Here is a 22,520-nt window from a genome sequence, read left to right as displayed (position 1 = left end):
GGCCTGGATGATCGGGACTACCCAGGGGGGATGCATGCGCGTGGCAATGATCGGCGTGGGCGACATCGCCCGCAAGGCCTACCTGCCGGTGTTGGCGACCCGCAGGGACATCACTCTGTCCTTGATGTCGCGAGACGCGGCCAAGGTCCACGCGGTCGCGGCCGATTGGCGGGTGCCCCAGGTCTATAGCGACTTCGACACCCTGTTGCTCGACGGGGTGGACGCCGCCTTCGTCCATGCCGCCACGGCCGCGCACGAGCAGCTGGTGACCCGCCTGCTGACGGCCGGCATCCCGACCTACGTGGACAAGCCCCTGGCTGACACGGGCGCCGCCTCGGAACGGCTGGTGGCCCTGGCGGAGGCGCGCGGTGTCAGCCTGATGGTGGGCTTCAACCGTCGCCACGCCCCGGCCTACGCCGCCCTGGCGGGCGTTCCCCGCGACCTGGTGTTGATGCAGAAGCATCGGGTGGACCTGGCCGACCCGCCCCGCACCGTGGTGTTCGACGACTTCATCCATGTGGTGGACACGTTGCGCTTCCTGCTGCCGGCGCCGGTGCGCGACCTGCGGGTGGATACCCGGGTGATCGATGGCCTGCTGCACCATGTGGTGCTGACCCTCTCGGGTGGGACCGGGGCCACCGCTTGCACCGCCATCGGCACCATGAACCGTGTCGCGGGTGTGAATGAGGAGGTGTTGGAGGTGTCGGGCATGGGGCGGGATGGCCAGGCCCTGCGCCACCGCATCGTCGACCTGGCCGAGATGCATGTCGCCGAGGCCGGGACCCAGACGAGCAACCGGCGGGGCGATTGGACTCCCGTCGCCGACCAGCGCGGCATCCGCCAGGCGGTGGACCATTTCCTGGCCGCGCTGAGCGCCGGCCGGGTGTTGAGCGCTCGCGACGCCTTGGAGACCCACCGCCTGTGCGAGGTGGTGGTGGAAGAGGTTCAGCGTCAGGCGGCCGGCTGAGGCTTCACGGTGAGGCGCAGGAAGCTGGCGACGCTGGCGGCGCCGGCGGCGAGGGCGCCCAACCATAACGCCAGGGTGGCGCCATAGGTCAGGTCGTGGTTGGCCAGCAGGCCGAAGCAGGCGGCGGTCAGCGCGGCCCCGGTCGACTGGCCAAGCAGGCGCGAGGTGGCGACGATGCCGCTGGCGCCGCCACTGCGGTGCAGGGGCGTGCTGCTCATGATGGCCTTCAGGTTGGGTGACTGGAAAAAGCCGAAGCCGGCGCCGCAGACGCCCAGGCGCCAGGCGATGTCCAGGCTGGACGGGTGGGCCGGCATCAGGGCCGTCAGCGCCATGCCCAGGCACAGCATCGCCAGGCCCAATCCGCCCAGGATGCCGGCGGGATAGCGGTCGGACAGCTTGCCGGCGATGGGGGCCATCACCGCCACCACCACCGACCAGGGGGTGATGAGCAGGCCCGTTTCCACCGCCGACCGGCCCATGACCGACTGGAACAGGAAGGGCAGGGCGACGAAGGCCAGGCCCTGCGCCGTGAAGGTGCAGATCGATGTCAGGGCCGACAGGGTGAAGACCCGGTTGCGGAACAGGTCGATGGCCAGCATGGGGGCGGGATGGCCCCGTTGCCGGCGCAGCAGGAGGAAGCCGCACAACGCCGCGCCCGCCAGTTCGGCCAACACCTGCGGCCAGGGGGCGGCGTGCGCCGCCTCTCCCATGCCCAGCACCAACAGGGCAAACAGGCCCGCCGTCAGCAGGGCCGCGACCCGGTCGAAGCGGTGGCCCAACGGCGGAATGGTGGGCAGGGTGACGTAGCCCAACCCCAGCGCCAACAGGCAGAACGGGACATTCACCAGGAACAGCCAGTGCCAGGTGGCCATCGACAGGATGGTGGAGGTGACCGTCGGCCCCACGGCGAAGGAAATGGCCACCGCCAGGGCGTTGCGACCGAAGCCCCGGCCCATGATGCGGGCGGGATAGATATGGCGGATGAGCGCGAGATTGACACTCATGATCGCCGCCGCCCCCAGGCCTTGCACCACCCGCGCCACCTCCAGCAGGGGCAGCGTGGTGGCCAGGCCGCAGGCCAGCGACGACAGGGCGAACAACGCCAGGCCGGCCAGGTAGACACGCTTCTGTCCCAGTAGGTCGCCCAGGGACGCCAGCGGCAGAACGGCGGCGGCCACCGCCAGCTGATAGGCGTTCACCACCCACACGGAATCGGCGGCGGTGGCCCGGAAGTCGCCGGCGATGGTGGGCAACGCCGTGTTGGCGATGGCGGTGTCCAGCGTGGCCATGCCCACCGCCGTCAGGATGGCGGCCATGGCCCAGAACCGGGGCCGGTCGGGCAGGCCGTCGGCCGGGACTGTTTTCGGGGCGTCCATCGCGTCAGCGGTCATTGACCCATCCCAGGCAGGCGCCGCCTTGTCCCGAACCGGGGAGCCGGGCGGCTCGCATCACCCGCCTGGGATAGTCGAAGTGCCGGCCGGATAGGCGCGCCGAAAGCGCTGGCGTGCCATGCCGCCGCCCGGTCGCCGTGGGACCGGACTCGGTCAGGCGCCGATCTCGTATGGGGATTCGGCGCCGGCCAGCATGACCTCGACCGCGGCGACGGCGGCCACGGCATGGCCCACCAGGCGGGGCTGGATCTGGGTGGGGAACACCTCGGGGCCAATGATGCCGACGCCGATGGGCTTCATGAACTCCAGTTGCAGGGTGACCAGCGCGTCGCTGACCGATTGGCCCATGACGCGGCCGTGGGCGGTCTCGCCATGTTCGATGATGCCCAGCACCACCACGGCGTCGACATCGTCGCGCAGCAGCAGGCGCTTGGTGGCCAGCGGCTTTTCATAGGACCCGGGCACACGCACCACGGCGCGCAGGTCCATGCCGCGTTCCTTGATGGCGCCGGCCGCGGCGGCCAGCATCGTCTCGCATTCGTTCTTGTGGAAGGAGCCGACGACGATGGCGACCCCGCTTTTCTTGGACACGGATTCTACTCCCGATATGACGCGGCGGTGACCATTCCGGCGCCGCCGCGCGGCAGTATGACCAAAACACCCGTGTGGGGGAAGGAAGGGGCGCTACCCATCCGGCGGATCAGCCCACCGCCGCCGCTGGCCGGCGGAACACCACCACCTTGGTGGTCAGCACCTGCACCGTCTCGCCCCGCTGGTTCCGGGTCTCGCTGCGCATGGTGATCATGCCCCGGTCCGGCCGTGAGCGGGAGGGGCGCACCTCCAGGATCTCGCAATGGACTTGCAGGGTGTCGCCGGGCCGGGTGGGGGCCGGCCAGCTGATTTCCCCGCCGGCACCGATAACGCCGCCGGCGATGGGCAGGCCGTCCACCATCAGCCGCATGGTCACGGCCGCCGTGTGCCAACCGCTGGCCGCCAGGCCACCGAAGAAACTGCGGTTGGCCGCGTCTTCATCCAGGTGGAAGGGTTGGGGGTCGAACTGCGCCGCGAAGGCCTTGATCGCGTCGGCGGTCAGCGTGTGGCTGCCGGTGACGTGGCGCTGACCGGCGGCCAGGTCATCCAGGTACAGCTTCCCGGCATCGAGGGTGGGGGTGGAGGGCGTCGCCGTTTCGGACATGGGTGGTTTGCTCCCGTCACAGGGTTTTGGGCCGGAAAGGGCCAGGTTTGTAACTTGCATAATGAAAGTAACTAGAGCTATATGGCACTCGTCGCTTTCATTATGAAAGCAACATAGAGATGGCCGTCATGCAGCACAACAGCCCGCTCAATCCACAATGCCCCATCGGTCGCAGCCTGGAGCGGGTGGGGGAATGGTGGAGCATTCTCATTCTGCGCGAGGCGTTCCTGGGCGCCAGCCGTTTCGACCAGTTTCAGAAGAACCTGGGCATCGCCCCCAACATGCTGACCCGCCGGCTGAACGCCCTGGTGGCCGACGGTCTGCTGGAAAAGCGCCCCTACAGCACCCGTCCCTTGCGTCATGAATATGTGCTGACCCCCGCCGGCCAGGATTTCCGCCAGGTGCTGTGGGCCATCATGGCCTGGGGCAACAAACACTTCGCGCCCGAGGGGACGGCCATCCAGTTGGTCGACAGCGCCACCGGCGCCCCGGCCGATCCGCTGCTGATTGATCGCCACAGCGGTCGTCCCCTGACCTGGCCCGCCTTCCGCACCGTCGCTGGGCCCGCCGCCGATGCGCGGACCAAGGCCCGCTATCCGGTTTGGCCCGCCCGCGAACCGACCCCAGCGCCTGAAACCAAGCCCGCCGCCAACGCGGCCGACGCCGCTTGAAGGATGCCCATCCCATGACCACGCAGATGTATGAGCAGCAGAACGGCCGGGCGGATGCCGGCACGCCTATGAAAGCCCGCCGCCTGGGCCGCACGCTTCTTCTTACCGCCTTGGGTCTCGGCATCGGTGTCGCCGTCGCCGCCTATGGCTATGACTGGTGGACGGCGGGCCGCTTCATTGAAAGCACGGACGACGCTTACGTTGGCGGCGACGTTACGGTGATCGCGCCCAAGGTGTCGGGCTTCATCGCCCGCGTGGCGGTGACCGACAACCAGGCGGTGCACGCCGGCGACCTGCTGCTGAAGCTGGACGACCGCGACTACCGTGCCGCCTTGGCCCGCGCCACCGCCGCCGTTGAAGCGCAGGAGGCGACGCTGGCCAACCTGGATGCCCAGCGCCGCCTGCAGCAGGCGGTCATCAGCCAGGCCGCCGCTGGGGTGGGGGCGGCCAAGGCCGAGACCGACCGTGCCCGGTACGACCAGGACCGCTACCGCGCCCTGTCGGCCACGGCCGCGGCCTCGGCCCAGGCGTTCGAGAAGGCGGACGCGGCCTACAAGCAGGCGGTGGCCAATGGCGACAAGGCCACGGCCACCCTACAGGCCGCCCAGCGCCAGATCGATGTCATCGACACCCAGAAGCGTCAGGCGGAGGCGGCGCTGGCCGGCGCCATCGCCGATCGCGACACCGCCCAGCTGAACCTCAGCTATACCGAGCTGCGGTCGCCCATCGATGGCACGGTGGGCAACCGCAGCGCCCGGTCCGGCGCCTATGCCACCGTGGGGGCGCAGCTGATCGCCATCGTGCCGGCGCAAGGCCTATGGGTGGACGCCAATTTCAAGGAAAGCCAGATCGCGGGCCTGAAGGCCGGCCAGCCGGTACTGGTGGAGGCCGACGTGCTGCCGGGTCGGGAATTCCACGGCCGGGTGGTCAGCATGGCGCCGGCCACCGGCGCGCAGTTCAGCGTGCTGCCGCCGGAAAACGCCACCGGCAACTTCACCAAGATCGTGCAGCGCGTGCCGGTGCGCATCCTGTTGGATGGCGAGGGCAGCCTGCTGGGCAGCCTGCGCCCCGGCCTGTCGGTGACAGCCGCCATCAACACCAAGGAAGGTGCCGTTCAGCACACGTTGGCCGCGCCCGGGACGACGGCGCCGTGAGCGCCGCCGCAACGGCCGGGGGACCGGGGGCGGCGATGGCCGCCCCGCAACGCAAGGAGCTGTCGCCCCGCGCCAAGATCTTCGCCTTCGCCGTCATGTGCGTGGGCATGTTTATCGCGCTGCTGGATATCCAGATCGTCTCCGCGTCGTTGCGCGACATTGGGGGTGGCCTGTCGGCCGGCACCGATGAGACGGCCTGGGTCCAGACCAGCTATCTGATCGCGGAGATCATCGTCATCCCCCTGTCCGGCTGGCTGGCGCGTGTGATGTCCACCCGCTGGCTGTTCGCCGTCTCCGCCGCCGGCTTCACCCTGACCAGCCTGCTGTGCGGCTGGGCCTGGGATATCCAGAGCATGATCGCCTTCCGGGCGCTGCAGGGTTTCCTGGGCGGGTCCATGATCCCCATGGTCTTCACCTCCGCCTTCGCCTTCTTCGCCGGCCCCCGCGTGGTGGTGGCCGCCGCCACGGTGGGCGCCTTGTCCTCGCTGGCCCCCACCCTGGGCCCGACGGTGGGCGGTTGGATCACCGACCATTATTCCTGGCACTGGCTGTTCTTCGTCAACCTGGTGCCGGGCCTGTTCGTCGCCATCGTCGTGCCCCTGCTGGTGCGCATTGATGAGCCTGACTGGTCGCTGATCAAGGGGGCCGACTATGCCGGCATGGTGCTGATGGCGATCTTCCTGGGCTGCCTGGAATACACGTTGGAGGAAGGGCCGCGCTGGGATTGGTTCGATGACGAAACGATCCGGCTGACGGCCTGGATCTCCGGCGTCGCCGGTGTCGCCTTCATCTGGCGCAGCCTGACCTGCGCCAACCCGGTGGTCGATTTGCGGGCGTTGAAAAGCCGCAACTTCGCCCTGGGCTGCCTGTTCTCCTTCATCACCGGCATCGGCATCTTCGCCACCATCTACCTGACGCCCCTGTTCCTGGGCCGGGTGCGGGGGTTCAGCGCGCTGGACATCGGCCTGACGGTGTTCTCCACCGGCCTGTTCCAGGTCAGCGCCATTCCCCTCTACACCGTCCTGGCCAAGCGGGTGGATTTGCGCTGGCTGATGATGGTGGGCCTCGGCGGCTTCGCCCTCAGCATGTGGAACTTCACCCCCATCACGCATGAGTGGGGCTGGCGGGAGCTGCTGATACCCCAGGCTTTCCGTGGCCTCTCCCAGCAGTTCGCGGTGGCGCCCGTCGTCACCCTGACCCTGGGCGGCCTGGCGCCGTCCCGGCTGAAGCAGGCCTCGGGGCTGTTCAACCTGATGCGCAACCTGGGGGGCGCCATCGGCATCGCCGTCTGCGGCACCATCCTGAACGACCGCACCAACCTGCACTTCCTGCGCCTGGCGGAACATCTGACGCCCGCCAGCGATCCCATGCGGGCCCTGGTGGCCAAGGTTGGGGCGTCGGACGTGGCCACGCTGGGCGGCGACGTGACGCGCGGGCAGGGGGCGGCGCTGAAACAGCTGTGGTCCCTGGCCTATCGCGAGGCGCAGACCATGGCCTATGCCGACGCCTTCCTGGTCATCACCATGTGCTTCGTCATCGCCACGCTGCTGGTGCCAGCCATGCGCAAGGTGGCGCCGCCCAAAGGGCCGTCGGCCGACGCGCACTGATGGGAATTGTGGCTCTGTTCAATCAGGCCGGGTGGGCGATCACCCGGCCTGATTGCTTGCCTCCGCCAGCGCCGGCGCGTTCAGGCCCAGGCGGGCGGCCAGGCCGGCGCCATAGGCGGGGTCGGTACGGCCGAAATGGGCCAGCTGGCGCTGCTGCAGGGCGGGCGGCAATCCTCGCATGGAGGCGGCGACGTCATCCATCAGGATGGCGCGCTGCGCCGGGCTCAGCAGCCCGAACAAGGCGTTCATGTTGGCCATGATGCGTGCTCCCTCATCAGACTGGGGGATCGCCGCCGCTGGGGTATTGGCGGCGGCGGGCAGGGGCGGCAGGGGCATGCGCCCGGGAACGGACTCGACGCGCCCACAGGTAAGGCAGAACAGGGCAGGATAGCGGGCCATATTCGTCACCTTCCTCCGGGCTGGGCTCAGGGCTGGGCTCAGGGCTGGGTTGAACCACGCCGACAGCATGATCGTCGCGGCCGTCCATGGCTTGTACGGCCAGGCGACCTTTTGTCCGTCTGTGTGGCGTCTATCGGTAGCGGGGGATGGCGGCGGGGAAAAGATCCGCTTAGAGCGACAGGGTCAGGGCCGGCTGGGTCTGGCGGGCGAAGTCGACGATGTCGTGGGCCGGCATGGCCCGGGCATAGACATAACCCTGGATGTGGCTCACGCCCAGCTGGCCCAGGCGGTCGCGCGTCTCACTATCCTCCACCCCTTCCGCCACCAGGGCCAGCCCCAGGTCGCGGGCGATGGCCACGCTGGCCCGCACGATGGCGTCGGCGCGCGGGTCGTCACGCAGGCGGCGGATGAAGCTCTGGTCCAGCTTGATGCCGGTGAAGGGGATGCGGTGCAGCACGCTGAGCGAGGCATAGCCGGTGCCGAAGTCGTCCAGATAGACCGCCATGCCGGCTTGGCGCAGCGTGGCCACCGCCCGGTCAACCACGTCGAAATGAACGATGGACTGGGTTTCCGTCAGTTCCACCCGGATGGCGGCGTGGGGCACGCCGTGCCGGTCGCACAGGGCGATCAGGTGATCCACCAGGTCGCTGGCCTCCAGATCCTCCACCGACAGGTTGATGGAGATGGGGATGTCCAGGTCATGCGTCCGCCAGGCGGCGGCGGTTCGCACCGCATGTTCCATGATGCCTTTGGTCAACAGGCGGATCAGGCCGGCGCGCTCCGCCAGGCCGATGAACTGGCCGGGCGGCAGGATGCTGCCGTCCGCCTTGATCCAGCGGGCCAACGCCTCCACCGCCACCACCTGGCCGGTGTCGGCGTCCACCACCGGCTGGAAATGCGGCTGGATTTCCCCCCGCGCCAGGGCCTGGGGCAGGGCGCGCAGGATGCGCCGCTCCTCCGCTGAGAACCGGGTGTGGGGGATCATGGTCCAGATGCGGCGGCCCAGTTGGGCGATCAACCCGGCGATGGCCAGCAGCGCCAGCAGGCTCAGCATTTCGCCGCGCGCCATGCTGAGGCCCGTCAGCGCCGCCACCACATCGCGCAGGCCATCCCAGGTCAGCACCGCCAGCAGCACGGCCAGCACGCCGCCGCCCGCCAGCAGGTTCAGGAGGCCGCTGTCGCGCCGGGTGGGGGAAAGCAGGGGAAGAACCATGGGATACTCGCGAGATGCGCGGCCGTTCCGGTCATCGTGCTGAAAGAGTTGTGGTGCCGCTGTGATGGCCATCGCCGCTGCCCCCGTTTCCCCGTGCGGCCCGCCCTGCCGCTGACGGGGCGATCTTGGGATCTTCGCCCCGGTCTGTGATCCCCTACCTAGGTGTTAGGGGGCCGCGTCCCAAGCGCGGGCGCTGTCATCATGTTGAGATGCGCGTGGATTATGGTCCGGCGGTTTTCGGGGCTGACCAGTTGTCCGCCCACCAGCCGTCCGTCAGGGTGCCCAGAAAGGCGATGATGTCGTGAATGTCGCGCGTGTTCAGTGCCGGCGGGTCGCCCGGCCGCCGGCCGAAGGGCGGTTCCATGTTGAACGCCCCGCGCGCCGCCGCCGGCAGGTCATCAAACTTCAGGACGCCGCCGTCGGGGCCGCGCGGGTACCATTTGGCGGAATCACTGTCGCGCTCGACATAGAAGTCCATCACCTGTTCCAGGGTGTGGAAGACGCCGTTGTGCATGAACACCTGGCGCAGCGCCACGTTGCGCAGGCTGGGGGTGCGGAAGCGGCCGCAATAATCGGCGCGCCCCGTGAAGTCGGTGCGCAGCGGCCCGCACAGGCCCTGGTCGAAATAGGCGGGATCGGCGTTGGCCGGAATGTCGCGGTTGCGGGGCACGCCGATGGCGATCAGGCCATAGTCGGTGAAGTGGGGCGGTGTGCCGTCATGCCCCCGCTGGCTGATGTGGCAACTGGCGCAGTTGCCCCGCGCCGGATCCTCGAAGGCCGCCAGGCCGCGCGCCTCCTCCTCCGTCAGCGTGGCCCGGCCGGCCAGATAGGCGTCGTACTTGGACGTGTAGGGATGGAACAGGGCCCCATCCTGCTGAAAGACGTCGAGGGCGCGAAGCGCCAGTTCCACCACATCCGCTTGGCCGCCGGTACCCGCCATCGCCGCCCGCAGCTGGGCGCCGTAGCCCGCCTGTTCCAAGCGGCCCCCCAGATCAGCGGCATCGGCGTTGCCCATCTCGAAGGGGCTGAACAGCGGCAGGCGCGCCTGCTCCCGCTGCCCGTCCACCCGGCCGTCCCAGGTCAGGCCGCCGGTGGGGCCGTTGTCGACGCTCTCGTCCCCCTCATCCTCCGGCGTGCGGTAATGCTCGGTGAAGGCGGGGACGTCCTGCAGGTACTTCAGCGACGGCACGGCGCGCAGGCCCGGCGTCTTGCCGTCCGCCCCACCCAGGCGCACGGCCGCGCCGTCCGGGGGCCCGAAGGCGTGCGCCGGATCGTGGCAGCTGGCGCAGGCCAGGGTGCCGCTGGCCGACAGGCGGGTGTCGAAGAACAGCCGTTGCCCGACTTCGGCCAAGGCCGCCGTCTGGCGGCGGACCTCCTCCCGGCTCAGGCCCTGGGCCGTGGCCATGGGGACCGCACCCATCACCAATCCTACCCCGACGGCCAGGAAAAACGTCGCACCCGCCCGGGGGGTGCGTTTTTCGGCGCGTCCATATAAGAGCTTGAGTAAAGTCCGAACGACGAAGAAGGGGAACATCATGGCAGTAGGCATGGGACGGGGCGGAAGCTTGCGTCAGGGTGTGGCCGCGGTGGCGCTGGCCGTCGGCATCATGGCAGGGTTTGGTGACGGGGCGATGGCGGCGGGCCAGGCCGGCGGCGCCGCCCCCGATCTGGCGAAGATCAAGACCGTGGTGGTGATTTACGCGGAAAACCGGGGCTTCGACAACCTGTACGGCACCTTCCCCGGCGCCAACGGCATCGCCAACGCCCCGCAGGACAGCCTGGCTCAGCGCGACCGTGACGGTGCGGTGCTGAAGGAACTGCCGCCCATCTGGAAGGGCCTGACCGCCCGCGGCGTGACGCCGGAGGTGACGCAGGCCCAGACCGAGCACCTGCCCAACCAGCCCTTCGCCATCGACGACCCCACGGGCTTCAACCAGGGGCAGGGCGTCATCACCCGCGACCTGGTGCACCGATTCTATGAGAACCAGATGCAGATCGACGGCGGCAAGAACGACAAATTCGTCGCCTATGCCGATTCCGGCGCGCTGGTCATGGGCCATTACGATGGGACCAGGCAGGCGATGTGGACGCTGGCGCGGCAATACACCCTGGCCGACAACTTCTTCATGGGGGGCTTTGGCGGTTCCTTCTTCAACCACTTCGTCCTGATCTGCTCCTGCGCGCCCTATTATCCCAATGCCGACCAGGGGCCGGCCAAGGAGTCGATCTCGGTGGTGAATCCCGATGGCGTCAGCCTGACCCAGGCGCCGAACTCGCCCAAGTCGGCGCTGGAGGGGCCGCCGAAGTTCGTGAACAGCGGCAACCTGACGCCCGACTTCCACGCCGTGAACACCATGCAGCCGCCCTACCAGCCCAGCGGCAACAAGCCCGCGCCGGGGGGCGACGCGCGGTTCGCCGACCCGGCCAACCCCACCACCCTGCCACCGCAGACCATGCCCAACATCGGTGACCTGCTGAGCCAAAAGAAGATCGGTTGGGCCTGGTACGGCGGCGCCTGGCAGGAAACGCTGGACCATGGCCACGCGGAGCCCGTGCCCAACTTCCAGTACCACCACCAGCCCTTCAACTATTTCGCCGACATGGCCCCGGGCACCGAGGCGCGGAAGGAACATCTGCGCGACGGCGGGCTGGAGGGTAAGGCCTTCCTCAAGGATGTCGACGCCGGCAAACTGCCCGCCGTCACCTTCTATAAGCCGCAGGGCAACCTGACCCAGCATTCCGGCTATGCCGACGTGGCCTCGGGTGACGCCCATATCGCCGACGTCATCAAGCACCTGCAGGCATCCCCGCAGTGGAAGAACATGCTGGTGGTGGTGACCTATGACGAAAACGGCGGTTACTGGGACCATGTCGCCCCGCCCAAGGCCGACCGCTGGGGCCCCGGCACCCGCATCCCGGCCATCATCATCTCGCCCTACGCCAAGAAGGGCTATGTCGACCATACCTTCTACGACACGACCTCCATCCTGCGCTTCATCACCCGCCGCTTCGACTTGCCTAAGCTGGAAGGCATCAAGCAGCGCGACGCGGCCTTGGCCGCCAACGGCAGCCCCGCGCTGGGTGACCTGACAGGGGCCTTGGACTTCGCCCAGAAGTAAGGGGGGATCACGACGCGGTGGGCGCGGGCGCCGTGGACGGCCTTGACAACGGCTCGGCCACGGCCCTGATCTGGTGGGGTTTTCCCCCTGCGCCCTCTCGCCGACCGGATCCCCATGCCGCTGTTACGGACCCTGCCCCTGGCCCTGTTGGATGAGGCCGCGTATGGCCGGCTGTGGGGGCTGCTCGATGGGGCGGAGCAGGCAAGGGCGCTCCGTTTCGTTTTTGAGCGCAACCGGCGCGAATACGTGGCGGCCCACGGCTTGGCGCGGCTGTGGCTGGGGCGCCTGCTGGACCGGTCGCCGGCGGCGCTGACCTTTGCCCCGGTGACGCCACAGGGCAAGCCGGGGCTGGTGGACGGTCCGGCGGACCTGGATTTCAACCTGTCGCACACCGATGGTCTGGTCGCCTGCGCCGTGACATGGGCGCCCGGTACCCGGGTGGGCGTGGATGTGGAGGTGGCGGACCGCGCGGTGGGGGCGGACGTGGCGACGGCCATGTTCGCGGCGGAAGAACTGGCCTGGTTGGACAGTCGGCCCGCCGGCCGGGGCGGGCGCGATGTCATCGCCTTCTGGACCTTGAAGGAGGCCTATATCAAGGCGTTGGGGCAGGGCTTGTCGCTGCCCACCGACAGCTTCGCCATCCTGCCCGATACCCTGGCGCTGGTCCGCCACGGCGGCTCCCTGCCGGCGGGGCAGGCGTGCCGCCTGTGGGCGCGGGACCTGCCCAGCGGCCACAAGGCGGCCTTGGCCCTGCTGGCGCCGGAAGACCAGGCCCTGGCCGACTTGAGGGTCGGGGAGGGCTTGGCCGACCTGTGGTGAGGGCGGGGATGGGCCCGTCCTGCCGATGGTGCGATGCGGGGCCCGATAGACTGGCGGACAAGCTTGGCGGTTGTGTGACAACGGGGGCGGGGCGCGGGCATGGCAGCAATTCGGGGGCCGTCGCGCGATTTTCCTTGTGCCTGGGACCGGTAGCATCCACTTATGCGATCTTAAGGAAGGGATGCATATGTCCCATCCTGATGCCAGGCCGCCAGGCTTGGCGGTATCCCGAGGGTGGCGCGTAGCGGTGGCGGCAAAATCGCCCCTGTAGCACCCCGGGCATGCTTACCCTTTTACACCACGCCTGCCGGCACGCGCCCGGGCAAGGGCTTGACCGCGATCCGCGGCCGCTGATGATGCGGCCGGCGCGTCGCCCTGGGATTCACACATTGACCGCTTTCGATACCCTTTCCCTACGGCCTGAGATTCAGGCCGCCCTGGCCCAATTGGGCCATCACACCGCCACCCCGATCCAGGCGCGGGCCATCCCGCATGCCTTGGCGGGCCGCGACATCCTGGGCATCGCCCAGACCGGCACCGGCAAGACCGCCGCCTTCACCCTGCCCATCCTGCAGCGCCTGGGGGCCGCCCCGTCGGCCCTGCCGCTGCGCATGCCCCGCGCCCTGATCCTGACCCCGACGCGTGAGCTGGCGGTGCAGATTGGTGAGAGCATCACCAGCTATGGCACAGGCCTGAAGATCCACCACACCGTCATCCTGGGCGGCGTCGGCCAGGGCAGCCAGGTGAAGGCCCTGACCAATGGTGTCGATATCGTCGTCGCCACGCCCGGCCGCTTGCTGGACCTGATGACCCAGGGCCATGTGCGCCTGGACAAGGTCGAGGTGCTGGTGCTGGACGAAGCCGACCGCATGCTGGACATGGGCTTCATCCATAGCTTGAAGAAGATCATGGCCAAGCTGCCGACCAACCGGCAGACGCTGTTCTTCTCCGCCACCATGCCGGCCGACGTGTCGGAACTGGCCAACAAGATGCTGCGCGAGCCGCTGCGGGTGGAGGTGACGCCCGTCTCCACCACCGCCGAACGCATCGACCAGAAGGTCATCTTCGTCCCGGCGGCGGAGAAGCGCCACGTGCTGGTCGACCTGATCCGCCGTGACACCGGCATGCAGCGCAGCATTGTCTTCACCCGCACCAAGCACGGCGCCAACCGCGTGTCGGTGCAGCTGGAGCAGGCGGGCATCGAGGCCGCGGCCATCCATGGCAACAAGTCGCAGAACGCGCGGCAGAAGGCGCTGGACGGCTTCCGCGCCGGCACCGTCAAGGTGCTGGTGGCGACCGACATCGCCGCCCGCGGCATCGACGTGGACGGCGTCACCCATGTGGTGAACTTCGACCTGCCCAACGAGCCTGAGACCTACGTCCACCGCATCGGCCGCACCGCCCGTGCCGGCGCCTCCGGCGTCGCCGTGTCGCTGTGCGCGGAGGGGGAGGAGCGCGGTTTCCTGCGCGATATCGAGAAGCTGATCCGCCGCACCATCCCGGTGGGTGAGCGGCCGGAGGGCACGCCCCAGGCTGCCGCAGCCCCGGTCAGCCGTCCGCCCCTGCAGGCCCGCCCGGCCCGCAATGGTGGCGGCCGGTCCCAGCCCCGCGCGCAGGGCGCCCGCTCGGCCGAGGACCGGTCGGAAGGCCGGCCGCAGGGCCAGCGTCCGGCCCGTGCCGATGGTGCGCGCGCCGATGGCGGGCGTGCTGACGGCGCGCGGTCTGAAGGGACCCGGTCCGAGGGCGGCCGCCCGCAAGGCCAGGCCCGCCCGCAGGGCCAGGGTCGCCCGCAGCAGCAGGCCCGCCCGCAAGGCGCGCGTCCGGCCCAGCCGCAGGGTCAGCGTCCCGCCCAGCCCGGCGCCGCGCGTCCGGCGCAGAACGCCGCGCGTCCCACCGCCCCCCGCCCGGCCGCTCCGCGCCCGGCGCAGGATGGCCGGGGCACGCCGTTCTCCAGCTTCGTGGCGGCGTTGAACGCCAATGAGGATCAGCAGCAACCGGCCCGTGAGGGCCGTGAGCGTCCGCGTCGTCGCTGATCCCGACCGCCCTCCGGCCGGCGGGTCCGGCCCTGTGTCCGGCCTTGTGTATTGAGTTGTGATGGTTCTTTAGGAAAGAGGAGGTCCCCCATGGGCCGCAGTAACAAGCCGAAATCCAAGTCCGTCAGCGAGTTCGTCCTGTTCGACGTTCTGTATGACGATGGTTCGCGGTCGTCCAATCGCCGCGTGCCCTCGTCCGAACTGGGCGGCCTGGACGGCGATGAGCCCGCCCGCGCCATCATCGAGGCGCAGGATCGGGAAATCGCCCTGATGTCCGGCAGCCCCCGGGGCCGCATCAAGACGATGACCCGTTCGCCGGTTCGCTGAACGGTTGGCGCTGATCCATCCGGATCGGTGACGCGTATTGAGAAACGCCCTGTGGCCCAAGCCCCGGGGCGTTTTTCTTTTGCGAGGGGTGCCCTTCATGATGCCGTCCGCCGCCGCGCTGCCGCGCCTTCTGGCCGTTTATGGCGCCACCCTGGTGGTGTTCGTCGCCCTGGACGCCGTCTGGCTGACCCGCATGTCGGGCTTCTATCGCCAGGTCATGGGCGACATGGTGGCGGCCCAGCCGCGCCTGGGCCCGGCGGCCGTGTTCTATCTCCTGATGGCGGCCGGCATCGTCTTTTTTGGGGTGGCCCCGGCCCTGCGCACCGATACGCCGCTGGCCCAGGCGGCGCTCCGCGGCGCCCTGTTCGGCTTTTTCACCTATGCCACCTATGACCTGACCAACCACGCGACCCTGCGTCTATGGTCGGCGCGTCTCAGCATGGTGGACATGGCCTGGGGTACCGTGCTGACGGGTGTGGCGGCGGCGGCGGGCGCCCTGGTCGCGGCCTATTTCAGCTGGAAGCCGTAATACTGGCCGCCGGCCGCGCGGTTGACCGTCTGGCCGGGGGTGTAGTCGAAAGTGTCGTCCAGCGTCAGGCGCCTGAAGACCGGTTTGCCCATCATGTCCAGATGGGCCAGGTCCGCCAATTCGTAGTGCACATGCACCTGGCCGTTGGCCAGCGACACCATCGTCACGTCCCCGCCGATGCAGACTTGGTCGTTGAACTTGGCCCGCACGTAGTAGGTGTCGCGCCCGTCGACCAGGACGGTTGATTCCACCCGTCGCACATCCACCGGCGTCAGGGGCACCTCGATGCGGAACATCGACAGCACATCGGTGCCGGTGGGCCGGGTGGTGTGCAGGGTCAGGGCGCAGGCCGCCTGCAACATCATCTGGTCTGGACCGGGGCCCATCGCCTCGTCACCGGAACAGCCCGTGAGGGCCAAGCCGACACCCAGGGCCAGGGTGCTGACCGCCGCCATCCATCCGCGCATGCCTTGTTTCCTCACCGCCGCTGTCCCATCCCAGCTAATCGCCCGGGGGGGAGGCGGGTCAAGGGACTAATCGGGGGTCCGGGGCGGCCACGGGAAAAAGGCGCTGGTGCGTTGGCGATAATCGGTGAACGCCGCGCCGCGCGACCGGGCCATGTGAGCCTCCAGCAGCGGGATGCCCGACACATGGACCAGCAGCACATACATGATGGCCGGACCGCTGAACGCCAGCCAGCCCCAGGCCCAAACCCCGTCAACGCCGGCCAGCGGACCGGGGGCCAGGGCGAAGCAGGGATAGGCCAGCCACCCCAGCCACTCGAAGAAATAGTTGGGATGGCGCGACCAGCGCCACAGCCCGGCGTCACAGACGCGACCGTGGGCGTCCGCCCGGCGGCGGAAGCGCGCCAGTTGGGCATCGGCCACCCCTTCACCCAGCACGCCGGCCAGCAGCAGCAGCACGCCCACCCCGTCCCACACCCCCAGGCCGGGCGCCGGGTTGCGGGCGGCCGCATAGAGTGTGACCGTCAGCACGGCGGCGGCCAGGGCTTGGCTTTGCAGGAACAGGAACATGCGGGACGCCGCCCGGGGACCCCAGGCCCGCCTCAAGTCCGCATAGCGGGGGTCGTCACCCCCGCCGCGCGTCCGTTTGACGATATGCAGCCCCAGCCGCAGCGACCATAGGGCGATCAGGGTGCCCACCAGCGCTTGGCGGGCGGTCAGGGGTGCGTCGTCCAGGGGAAACAGCGACGCGGTCAGGCCGCCGGCGCCGGTGGCGAAGGACCAGCACGCGTCCACCCAGCCCGACTGCCCCGTCTTGCGCTGTAGGCCCCAGGCCAACGCCATGGCGAGGCATTGGCCAAGGGCGATGCCGGCCAGCAGCAGCACAGGCGGGGGTATGGTCATGAGACCCTAAAGCCCGGCGAAGGTTTGGGCCAGGCGACCCAGCAGGCTATGGATACGCAGGCGACCGCGTACCGCGATCAAGCAAAGGCAGTCACCATCCTGCCGGCTGACCGTCGGCTCGTGATCCACGGCGGCATCCACCGCGATCATGTCGCCCGGACCGAAGTGCCCCAGGCTGTCGCCGAAGGCGCCGTCGATCACGCAGGTGTATTCCAGGCCGCGGTGGCCGTGCATGGGGATGGACATGCCCGCTTTCACCCGGAACAGCATGACCTTGTAACCCTGCGCCGGATCCACCTGCACCGCCCGGCCGCTGATACCCGGCGCCACGAAGCGCCAGGGTGCCAGCCGTTCCCGGCGAAGCGCCGGCGGCAAGCCTGGGTCGCCGGCCGTGGTGGCGCTGGCTGTAGGGCTGGTCCGCGCGCCGGTGGTGAGGCGGGCAAGCGTGCGTTCCAGCGCGTCCGGCGCCATGATGGCGGGCGGCAGCGTGTCCAGCAACGCGCCGCCCAGCGCCTCCCACTTGCGGACGTGGCGACGACAGGCCGGGCAGAAATCCAGGTGGGTGGCCACGATCAGGGCCGGCCCGTGGTCCAGGGTGCCGGCGGCGTAGCGGGCCAGCAGTTCGGCGTCAGGGTGGTGCGTGGGGGTCGGAAGGGGCATGTCAGACGTCATCGATCAGCCCCCGCAAACGCGCCATGGCCAAACGCAGGCGCGACTTCACGGTGCCCAGCGGGATGCCCAGGCGTTGGGCGATGTCGGGGTGGGGCGCGTCCTCGAAAAAGGACAGGCGCACCACCGCCAACTGGTCGGGGGGCAAGGTTTCCAAACTGGCCCGCAGCCGGGTGGCGGCCTCGGTGGCGGAAAGGACATCATCGGCGGCATCTGGTTCGGGCAGGGCCAGGACCTCGTGGGCGGTGGCCACGTCGGCCACCCGGTCGCGGCGCAGCGCGTCGATGCGCAGATTGCGGGCGATGGTGAAAATCCAGGTGGAGGCGCCGGCGCGTGCCGGGTCGAAGGATGGCGCCTTGCGCCAGACGGCCAGCATGGCCTCCTGCGCCAGTTCCTCCGCTTCCATCGCGGGTAGGCCGGTCGTCATCAGGTAACTTTTGATGCGGGGCGCATAGTGGCGGAAAATGGCGGCGAAGGCCGCGCGATCGCCCTGGATGGCAATGGCCCGCAGATGATGGGAGAAAACGTCCCCCCCAACGGCCCCCACCGCGGCATGCCCGCCGCTGGCGTCCTCTGCCGGTGGCGGCGGCGCGGGGGGCGTCACCTTGTCCGAACCGGCCGGGCTGTCGCCACCGGGGGTCACGCGGCTGTCCCGCTGGGCCGGCGCCCAAGGCAGGGGCCGAGCGGCCGCCGCCCGGCCGCCGGCCAGGCGGGCCCGGCGGCGTGTGGGAAAGGCTGTTCGTAGGTCGTTTGTCTCATGCATGCTTCCATATACGAACCACGGCCGGTTCGGATCACTCGCGTGAACGACTGATCCAGTATTCACCCCGGCGCGTATAGGGACCGCAAGCTTTAACTGGACGGGCGCGATGCAGGAACCACTGGCGGACACACGGCTGGCGGACGCGGGGGGCGGGGCGGGGACGATTCCCGGCGGGGGCTGGGCCAGCGGCATATACCGGGGTTCGGTGTCGCACCGCCGCACCTGGCCGCGCCGGCACCATCTGCACTATCGCGTCTGGTCCCTGCTGGTGGATCTGGACGAACTGGGGGCCCTGGACCGGCAGCTTCGGCTGTTCTCCCACAACCGTTTCAACCTGCTGTCCTTCCATGACGCCGATCATGGCGATGGTTCCGACACACCGCTGGCGGCGCAGATCACCCGGATGCTGGCCGACGCCGGCGCCGGCTATGATGGCGGCGCCATCCGCCTGTGGTGCATGCCCCGGGTGCTGGGCCACGTCTTCAACCCCATCAGCGTCTACTTCTGTCACCGCAGCGACGGGTCGCTGTGCGCCCTGGTGCATGAGGTCAACAACACCTTCGGCCAGCGGCACAGCTACGTCATCCCGGTCACGGGACCGGTGCCGGCCGATAGGGTGGTACGCCAACAGTGCGACAAGCATATGCATGTCTCGCCTTTCCTGGACATGGACATGCGCTATGATTTCCGGGTGTCCCTGCCGGCTGAAAAATTGACCGTGGCCATCCAGGCGCGTGCGCCCGACCAGGCAACCCCTATCCTGTCCGCCTGCTTCGCCGGCCGCCGGCGCGCATTGACCGACATCGGCGTGCTGGCCGCGTGGACAGCCCAGCCCCTGCTGACGTGGAAGGTCGTGGCCGCCATTCATTGGGAGGCCTTGCGCCTGCTGCTCAAGGGCGTCGGCTTTCGCCGTAGCCCGCCTCCGCCGTTGACCCCGGTATCCGTCGTTTCCCCTCACAAGCCCAGCCTCTAGGATCCATCACGCCTCATGACTCTGGACACCCCCTTCGCCCCACCGGCGTCGACCCCGCCCTTGCGGCGCCTGGCGTCGGCGCTTCTGACGCGGATGATGGCACGGTTGGCGCTGGGCCACATCACCGTGCAACTGCCGGATGGCTGCCGCCTCACCCGGGAAGCCGCGACACCGGGGCCGCAAGCCGTGCTGGTCCTGCACAACTGGCGGGCCCTTCGTCGCCTGGCCCTGGGAGGTGACATCGCCTTCGCCGAGGCCTACGCCGATGGCGACTGGTCCAGCCCCGATCTGCCGGCCTTGTTGGAGCTGGCGGCGCGCAACATCGGGGGCCTGGACGGCCCGATGGCGGGCACGCCACTGGCCCGCGTGGTCAATCGCCTGGTCCACCGCCGCCGGCCCAATTCCCGGGGCGGCAGCCGGCGCAACATCATGGCCCATTACGACCTGGGCAACCACTTCTACGCCCGCTGGCTGGACGAGGGCATGGTGTATTCCTCCGCGCTCTACACCGACGGCGCCCAGACGCTGGAGACGGCGCAGGCGGCCAAGCTGGAGCGCATCGTCGCGTTGCTGGGCCTGAGTGGAAAGGAGCGGGTGCTGGAGATCGGCTGCGGCTGGGGTGGGCTGGCGGAACGGATCGCCCGCCAAGGCTGCCACGTCACCGGCCTGACCCTGTCGCCGGCGCAGCTTTCTGTGGCCCAGGACCGGCTGATCGACGCCGATTTGGGCAACCGCGCCGACCTGCGCCTGCAGGACTATCGCGATGTCGGCGGCACCTATGACCGCGTGGTGTCCATCGAGATGCTGGAGGCGGTGGGGGAGCGGTACTGGCCTGTCTATTTTCAGACGCTGCGCCAGCGGTTGGCCAGCGACGGGGTGGCGGTCTTGCAGGTCATCACCATTGATGATGCGCGCTTCCACCGCTATCGCCGCGAGGTCGACTTCATCCAGCGCCATGTCTTCCCGGGCGGCATGCTGCCGTCCCCCGCGCGCCTGGCGCAGGAGGCCGCCGCCGCCGGCCTACATCTGGAAACGGCGCTGACCTTCGGCGACAGCTACGCCCGCACGCTGGCCGAATGGCGGGTGCGTTTCCACGCCGCCTGGTCCGACATCCAGGCCCAGGGCTTCCCGCCCCGCTTCCGTCGTCTGTGGGACTATTACCTGGCGTACTGCGAGGCGGGCTTCCGTGCCGGGCTGATTGATGTCGGCCTCTATCGCCTGCGGCCGGTTTCCTAGGCGACCTTGCGCATCGGTTGCCGTACTGACAGCCGCACCGTCATGCCGGCACGGGGGGCGCCCAGGGTGATGCCGCCCTCCGGCACCTGGGCGGCCAGGGGGCCGGACAGGGCCTGGATATCGAAGGTGGTGACCAGCATGGCGGCCAGCGCCGTCAGCTCCGCCGTTGCCAGTTGCGCCCCGATGCAGGCGCGTGGGCCGGCGCCGAACGGCAGATAGGCGAACTTGTCGGCCGGCGCGCCTTCCAGGAAGCGGCCGGGCTTCAGGTCCAGGGGTGCCACCCATAGCGACGGCTGGCGGTGCAGCGCCCATGGGCACAGCAGGATGGATGCCCCCTTGGGAATGTGCACACCCGACACGATGTCGTCCGCCAGCGCCGTGCGCGCGAACCACCAGGCGGAGGGATAGAGGCGCAGCACCTCCTGCACCAAAGCCCGGGTGCGGGGCAGGTCGCGCAGCAGGGCCGGGCGCAGCTCGCCATCAGCGGGCAGGCGCTCCTCCACCTCCTGCCGCAGCCCGGCGGCCAACTCGGGACGCTGGGCCAGGGCATAGGCCAGCCAGCAGCCGGCGGTGGCCGTGGTCTCGAACCCCGCGACCAGGGCCGTGATGGCCTCGTCCCGCATCACCGCCGGGCCATATTCCGCCACCAGGGGATGCAACGCGGCGAGGAAGCCCTTGGGCGCCTGGGCGAAGTCGGCGATCTGGCGTTCCATCTCGGCGATGGCGGCACGGAAGGCGCGGCCCTGGCGCGTGGGCAGGTGCAGGTCCAGATCCACCAGTCGCCACATCGACAGGCTGAGATGGCGGTGGGCGACACAGCCAGCCTGGTAGATGGCGTCGGCGCTGTCGCCATTCTCCAGGCGCTCGTGGAACAGGGCGGCCACCACCATGCGCATGGTCAGCCGCCCCATCAGGCTATGCAAATCCACCTCCGCGCCGTCGTTGCCGGCCAGCCGTCCCGCCTCCTGCGCCAGGACGCACAGCGCCAGTTCCAGTCCGTGGTTCAGGCGGCTTTGCGAGAAGGCGGCCTTGGCGGCTTGGCGGGCCGCCTCCCATCGGGGACCGTTGGCCGTGACCATGCCGTCGCCGAACAGGGGGCGCAGGCGTGCCTGTTCGGCCCCCTTGCCGTAGGCGTCACGATTTTCCACCAGCACCCGCTGAAAGCCTGCGGGATGGCTGATGAGGAAGGCCGGCTTCGGCCCCAGGCGCAGGGCCACGGGGGCGTTGGCGCCGATGCCGTGGTGTTCGACGAAGCCGATGGGGTCGGCGGCGAAGGCCGGAAGGTCGCCCAGCAGGGCACGCCGCGCCGTGTCGCGCAGTCGGGTCAGCACGCTCATGGGATGTGTCTCCGTCAGGCGGCGCGGTGGTCGGCGCCGGCCGTTGTTGCGGGCAAGGGGGTGGGAGTGGGCCGGCGGGCGGCGTAGGCCGGCATGTCCAGGGCGATGATGATGGCGTGGATGTCGCCCTTGTGCCCCTGGCCGACATGGATGGGGGCCGTTTCCTCCACCACCGGCAGCCCGCACAGCCGCACGAAGCGTCCGAAGGCGGGTTCCACCACCGCGATCAGGCGGCGGGCGTCACGCGCCAGGCCGAAGGCGCCTATCGCCTGGACCAGCACCTTGCCCACATCGCGCCTGTTGGCCACGTCGGGGCAGATGACGAAGCGGCTGATTTCCCAAACATCGCGGGAGCGGGGCGCCGGCCTGTCCCCAAGCAGCATGGGAAAGTCGCGTTCCAGCAGATAGGGTTCTGTGGTGGGCAAGGCACGCCAGTATCCCACCATGCGGCCCCCCTGCAGGGCCGCGCAATGCCAGGCCTTCCGATCGAAGCCGTCGAACTCCAGCAGATCGACCGACGCCACGTCCCAGCCCAAGCCTTCGCGAAAAACCCGGTGCCGCAACCGCCAGGCCTGGGCCAGCAGCTCCGGTGATTCCGGGCCCAAGAAACTTACGACGCGTAACGATGTCATGGTCCAACTCCGCCCGTTTTTCCGAGGTCAGTACGCCATCGTTAGGGGCCTCGAAAAAGCTGGGCGAATACCGGGGTATTTCCTCACGCCGGCCCTCTCGAGGCATCCACCCGCGATGA

The 22,520-nt window shown here is 69.3% G+C and carries 23 protein-coding genes; 11 read left to right on the top strand and 12 right to left on the bottom strand.

The window, feature by feature from the left end:
* The first annotated feature begins 34 nt into the window (after positions 1 to 34).
* Positions 35 to 967, top strand: coding sequence for a Gfo/Idh/MocA family protein (locus FHS74_RS12045; RefSeq protein WP_184800721.1), 933 nt, complete (start codon positions 35 to 37; stop codon positions 965 to 967).
* Here the strand turns inward: FHS74_RS12045 and FHS74_RS12040 are convergent.
* The 3 genes from FHS74_RS12040 to FHS74_RS12030 all read right to left on the bottom strand — a co-directional run bounded on the left by FHS74_RS12040 (position 952) and on the right by FHS74_RS12030 (position 3,553).
* Positions 952 to 2,358 carry an MFS transporter gene (locus FHS74_RS12040; RefSeq protein ID WP_246463082.1) on the bottom strand — a complete coding sequence of 469 codons (1,407 nt, stop codon included), beginning with the start codon at positions 2,356 to 2,358 and terminating at the stop codon, positions 952 to 954. The two genes, FHS74_RS12045 and FHS74_RS12040, sit on opposite strands and share 16 nt — an antisense overlap.
* A gap of 153 nt (positions 2,359 to 2,511) precedes the next feature.
* Positions 2,512 to 2,949, bottom strand: a complete 438-nt coding sequence (locus FHS74_RS12035; RefSeq protein ID WP_343066905.1) for a 6,7-dimethyl-8-ribityllumazine synthase — start codon at positions 2,947 to 2,949, stop codon at positions 2,512 to 2,514.
* 109 nt (positions 2,950 to 3,058) lie between these two features.
* Positions 3,059 to 3,553 (bottom strand): MaoC family dehydratase, encoded by a 495-nt coding sequence (locus FHS74_RS12030; protein ID WP_184800719.1) that lies wholly within the window; start codon positions 3,551 to 3,553, stop codon positions 3,059 to 3,061.
* A 119-nt stretch (positions 3,554 to 3,672) separates the two neighbouring features.
* Between FHS74_RS12030 and FHS74_RS12025 the strand changes: the two genes are divergently transcribed.
* Genes FHS74_RS12025 through FHS74_RS12015 form a run of 3 tightly spaced genes read left to right on the top strand, consistent with a single transcriptional unit; the run spans position 3,673 to position 6,985 of the window.
* Positions 3,673 to 4,224, top strand: coding sequence for a winged helix-turn-helix transcriptional regulator (locus FHS74_RS12025; protein WP_246463081.1), 552 nt, complete (start codon positions 3,673 to 3,675; stop codon positions 4,222 to 4,224).
* 14 nt (positions 4,225 to 4,238) lie between these two features.
* The gene (locus FHS74_RS12020; protein WP_184800715.1) at positions 4,239 to 5,378 is read left to right on the top strand and encodes an HlyD family secretion protein; all 1,140 of its coding nucleotides are present in this window, start codon (positions 4,239 to 4,241) and stop codon (positions 5,376 to 5,378) included.
* Positions 5,375 to 6,985, top strand: a complete 1,611-nt coding sequence (locus tag FHS74_RS12015) for a DHA2 family efflux MFS transporter permease subunit (protein ID WP_343066904.1) — start codon at positions 5,375 to 5,377, stop codon at positions 6,983 to 6,985. The genes FHS74_RS12020 and FHS74_RS12015 overlap by 4 nt, the downstream gene beginning before the upstream one ends.
* 39 nt (positions 6,986 to 7,024) lie before the next feature.
* Here the strand turns inward: FHS74_RS12015 and FHS74_RS12010 are convergent, their stop codons facing one another.
* The 3 genes from FHS74_RS12010 to FHS74_RS12000 all read right to left on the bottom strand — a co-directional run bounded on the left by FHS74_RS12010 (position 7,025) and on the right by FHS74_RS12000 (position 10,017).
* Positions 7,025 to 7,384 (bottom strand): catalase-related domain-containing protein, encoded by a 360-nt coding sequence (locus tag FHS74_RS12010; protein ID WP_184800713.1) that lies wholly within the window; start codon positions 7,382 to 7,384, stop codon positions 7,025 to 7,027.
* A gap of 169 nt (positions 7,385 to 7,553) precedes the next feature.
* Complete coding sequence (locus FHS74_RS12005; protein WP_184800711.1) at positions 7,554 to 8,597, bottom strand: EAL domain-containing protein; 1,044 nt, start codon at positions 8,595 to 8,597, stop codon at positions 7,554 to 7,556.
* 220 nt (positions 8,598 to 8,817) lie between these two features.
* Positions 8,818 to 10,017 (bottom strand): cytochrome-c peroxidase, encoded by a 1,200-nt coding sequence (locus tag FHS74_RS12000; protein WP_246463080.1) that lies wholly within the window; start codon positions 10,015 to 10,017, stop codon positions 8,818 to 8,820.
* Positions 10,018 to 10,132: 115 nt separating this feature from the next.
* On the opposite strand from FHS74_RS12000, the gene FHS74_RS11995 reads away from it, so the two are divergent.
* From FHS74_RS11995 to FHS74_RS11975, 5 genes are all read left to right on the top strand, one after another.
* Positions 10,133 to 11,716 carry an acid phosphatase gene (locus tag FHS74_RS11995; protein WP_184800707.1) on the top strand — a complete coding sequence of 528 codons (1,584 nt, stop codon included), beginning with the start codon at positions 10,133 to 10,135 and terminating at the stop codon, positions 11,714 to 11,716.
* A gap of 114 nt (positions 11,717 to 11,830) precedes the next feature.
* On the top strand, positions 11,831 to 12,535 hold the full coding sequence (locus tag FHS74_RS11990) for a 4'-phosphopantetheinyl transferase family protein (RefSeq protein ID WP_184800705.1): 705 nt from the start codon (positions 11,831 to 11,833) through the stop codon (positions 12,533 to 12,535).
* A 389-nt stretch (positions 12,536 to 12,924) separates the two neighbouring features.
* Positions 12,925 to 14,568, top strand: coding sequence for a DEAD/DEAH box helicase (locus tag FHS74_RS11985; protein WP_184800703.1), 1,644 nt, complete (start codon positions 12,925 to 12,927; stop codon positions 14,566 to 14,568).
* Positions 14,569 to 14,658: 90 nt separating this feature from the next.
* A complete protein-coding gene (locus tag FHS74_RS11980; RefSeq protein WP_184800701.1) occupies positions 14,659 to 14,895 on the top strand; it encodes a hypothetical protein in 237 nt (78 codons plus the stop codon).
* A gap of 97 nt (positions 14,896 to 14,992) precedes the next feature.
* Positions 14,993 to 15,424: a DUF2177 family protein gene (locus FHS74_RS11975; protein WP_211106248.1), complete on the top strand. Its 432-nt coding sequence runs from the start codon at positions 14,993 to 14,995 to the stop codon at positions 15,422 to 15,424.
* Here FHS74_RS11975 and FHS74_RS11970 read toward each other — a convergent pair.
* The 4 genes from FHS74_RS11970 to FHS74_RS11955 form a co-directional block, all read right to left on the bottom strand.
* Positions 15,403 to 15,891 carry a hypothetical protein gene (locus FHS74_RS11970; RefSeq protein WP_184800699.1) on the bottom strand — a complete coding sequence of 163 codons (489 nt, stop codon included), beginning with the start codon at positions 15,889 to 15,891 and terminating at the stop codon, positions 15,403 to 15,405. The genes FHS74_RS11975 and FHS74_RS11970 overlap by 22 nt on opposite strands.
* A 66-nt stretch (positions 15,892 to 15,957) precedes the next feature.
* Positions 15,958 to 16,791 carry a DUF1295 domain-containing protein gene (locus FHS74_RS11965; RefSeq protein ID WP_184800697.1) on the bottom strand — a complete coding sequence of 278 codons (834 nt, stop codon included), beginning with the start codon at positions 16,789 to 16,791 and terminating at the stop codon, positions 15,958 to 15,960.
* Between the two features lie 6 nt (positions 16,792 to 16,797).
* Positions 16,798 to 17,451, bottom strand: a complete 654-nt coding sequence (locus tag FHS74_RS11960) for a ChrR family anti-sigma-E factor (RefSeq protein ID WP_184800695.1) — start codon at positions 17,449 to 17,451, stop codon at positions 16,798 to 16,800.
* 1 nt (position 17,452) lies between these two features.
* Positions 17,453 to 18,223: a sigma-70 family RNA polymerase sigma factor gene (locus FHS74_RS11955; protein WP_184800693.1), complete on the bottom strand. Its 771-nt coding sequence runs from the start codon at positions 18,221 to 18,223 to the stop codon at positions 17,453 to 17,455.
* A 106-nt stretch (positions 18,224 to 18,329) separates the two neighbouring features.
* Between FHS74_RS11955 and FHS74_RS11950 the strand changes: the two genes are divergently transcribed.
* Positions 18,330 to 19,196 carry a DUF1365 domain-containing protein gene (locus tag FHS74_RS11950; protein ID WP_184800691.1) on the top strand — a complete coding sequence of 289 codons (867 nt, stop codon included), beginning with the start codon at positions 18,330 to 18,332 and terminating at the stop codon, positions 19,194 to 19,196.
* Positions 19,197 to 19,211: 15 nt separating this feature from the next.
* A complete protein-coding gene (locus FHS74_RS11945; RefSeq protein ID WP_184800689.1) occupies positions 19,212 to 20,432 on the top strand; it encodes an SAM-dependent methyltransferase in 1,221 nt (406 codons plus the stop codon).
* Here FHS74_RS11945 and FHS74_RS11940 read toward each other — a convergent pair.
* The gene (locus FHS74_RS11940) at positions 20,429 to 21,769 is read right to left on the bottom strand and encodes a cytochrome P450 (protein ID WP_184800687.1); all 1,341 of its coding nucleotides are present in this window, start codon (positions 21,767 to 21,769) and stop codon (positions 20,429 to 20,431) included. The two genes, FHS74_RS11945 and FHS74_RS11940, sit on opposite strands and share 4 nt — an antisense overlap.
* A gap of 14 nt (positions 21,770 to 21,783) precedes the next feature.
* On the bottom strand, positions 21,784 to 22,401 hold the full coding sequence (locus FHS74_RS11935) for an acyl-homoserine-lactone synthase (protein ID WP_184800685.1): 618 nt from the start codon (positions 22,399 to 22,401) through the stop codon (positions 21,784 to 21,786).
* Between the last annotated feature and the right edge of the window lie 119 nt (positions 22,402 to 22,520).

This window comes from Nitrospirillum iridis (genome assembly GCF_014205765.1).
GTDB lineage: Bacteria > Pseudomonadota > Alphaproteobacteria > Azospirillales > Azospirillaceae > Nitrospirillum > Nitrospirillum iridis.
The sequence above is the reverse complement of the archived record's forward strand: the minus strand, read 5'-3'. Positions and strand labels throughout refer to the sequence as shown.

Bases quoted from the DNA above. Each gene is read 5' to 3' on its own strand.
- FHS74_RS11940 (WP_184800687.1), bottom strand. From the start codon at position 21,769: ATGAGCGTGCTGACCCGACTGCGCGACACGGCGCGGCGTGCCCTGCTG.
- FHS74_RS12020 (WP_184800715.1), top strand. From the start codon at position 4,239: ATGACCACGCAGATGTATGAGCAGCAGAACGGCCGGGCGGATGCCGGC.
- FHS74_RS12000 (WP_246463080.1), bottom strand. From the start codon at position 10,017: ATGGGTGCGGTCCCCATGGCCACGGCCCAGGGCCTGAGCCGGGAGGAG.
- FHS74_RS12025 (WP_246463081.1), top strand. From the start codon at position 3,673: ATGGCCGTCATGCAGCACAACAGCCCGCTCAATCCACAATGCCCCATC.
- FHS74_RS12010 (WP_184800713.1), bottom strand. From the start codon at position 7,384: ATGGCCCGCTATCCTGCCCTGTTCTGCCTTACCTGTGGGCGCGTCGAG.
- FHS74_RS12045 (WP_184800721.1), top strand. From the start codon at position 35: ATGCGCGTGGCAATGATCGGCGTGGGCGACATCGCCCGCAAGGCCTAC.
- FHS74_RS11950 (WP_184800691.1), top strand. From the start codon at position 18,330: ATGCAGGAACCACTGGCGGACACACGGCTGGCGGACGCGGGGGGCGGG.
- FHS74_RS11995 (WP_184800707.1), top strand. From the start codon at position 10,133: ATGGCAGTAGGCATGGGACGGGGCGGAAGCTTGCGTCAGGGTGTGGCC.
- FHS74_RS11970 (WP_184800699.1), bottom strand. From the start codon at position 15,891: ATGCGCGGATGGATGGCGGCGGTCAGCACCCTGGCCCTGGGTGTCGGC.
- FHS74_RS11935 (WP_184800685.1), bottom strand. From the start codon at position 22,401: ATGACATCGTTACGCGTCGTAAGTTTCTTGGGCCCGGAATCACCGGAG.
- FHS74_RS11945 (WP_184800689.1), top strand. From the start codon at position 19,212: ATGACTCTGGACACCCCCTTCGCCCCACCGGCGTCGACCCCGCCCTTG.
- FHS74_RS11980 (WP_184800701.1), top strand. From the start codon at position 14,659: ATGGGCCGCAGTAACAAGCCGAAATCCAAGTCCGTCAGCGAGTTCGTC.
- FHS74_RS11960 (WP_184800695.1), bottom strand. From the start codon at position 17,451: ATGCCCCTTCCGACCCCCACGCACCACCCTGACGCCGAACTGCTGGCC.
- FHS74_RS11955 (WP_184800693.1), bottom strand. From the start codon at position 18,223: ATGCATGAGACAAACGACCTACGAACAGCCTTTCCCACACGCCGCCGG.
- FHS74_RS11975 (WP_211106248.1), top strand. From the start codon at position 14,993: ATGATGCCGTCCGCCGCCGCGCTGCCGCGCCTTCTGGCCGTTTATGGC.
- FHS74_RS12030 (WP_184800719.1), bottom strand. From the start codon at position 3,553: ATGTCCGAAACGGCGACGCCCTCCACCCCCACCCTCGATGCCGGGAAG.
- FHS74_RS12040 (WP_246463082.1), bottom strand. From the start codon at position 2,358: ATGACCGCTGACGCGATGGACGCCCCGAAAACAGTCCCGGCCGACGGC.
- FHS74_RS11990 (WP_184800705.1), top strand. From the start codon at position 11,831: ATGCCGCTGTTACGGACCCTGCCCCTGGCCCTGTTGGATGAGGCCGCG.
- FHS74_RS11965 (WP_184800697.1), bottom strand. From the start codon at position 16,791: ATGACCATACCCCCGCCTGTGCTGCTGCTGGCCGGCATCGCCCTTGGC.
- FHS74_RS12005 (WP_184800711.1), bottom strand. From the start codon at position 8,597: ATGGTTCTTCCCCTGCTTTCCCCCACCCGGCGCGACAGCGGCCTCCTG.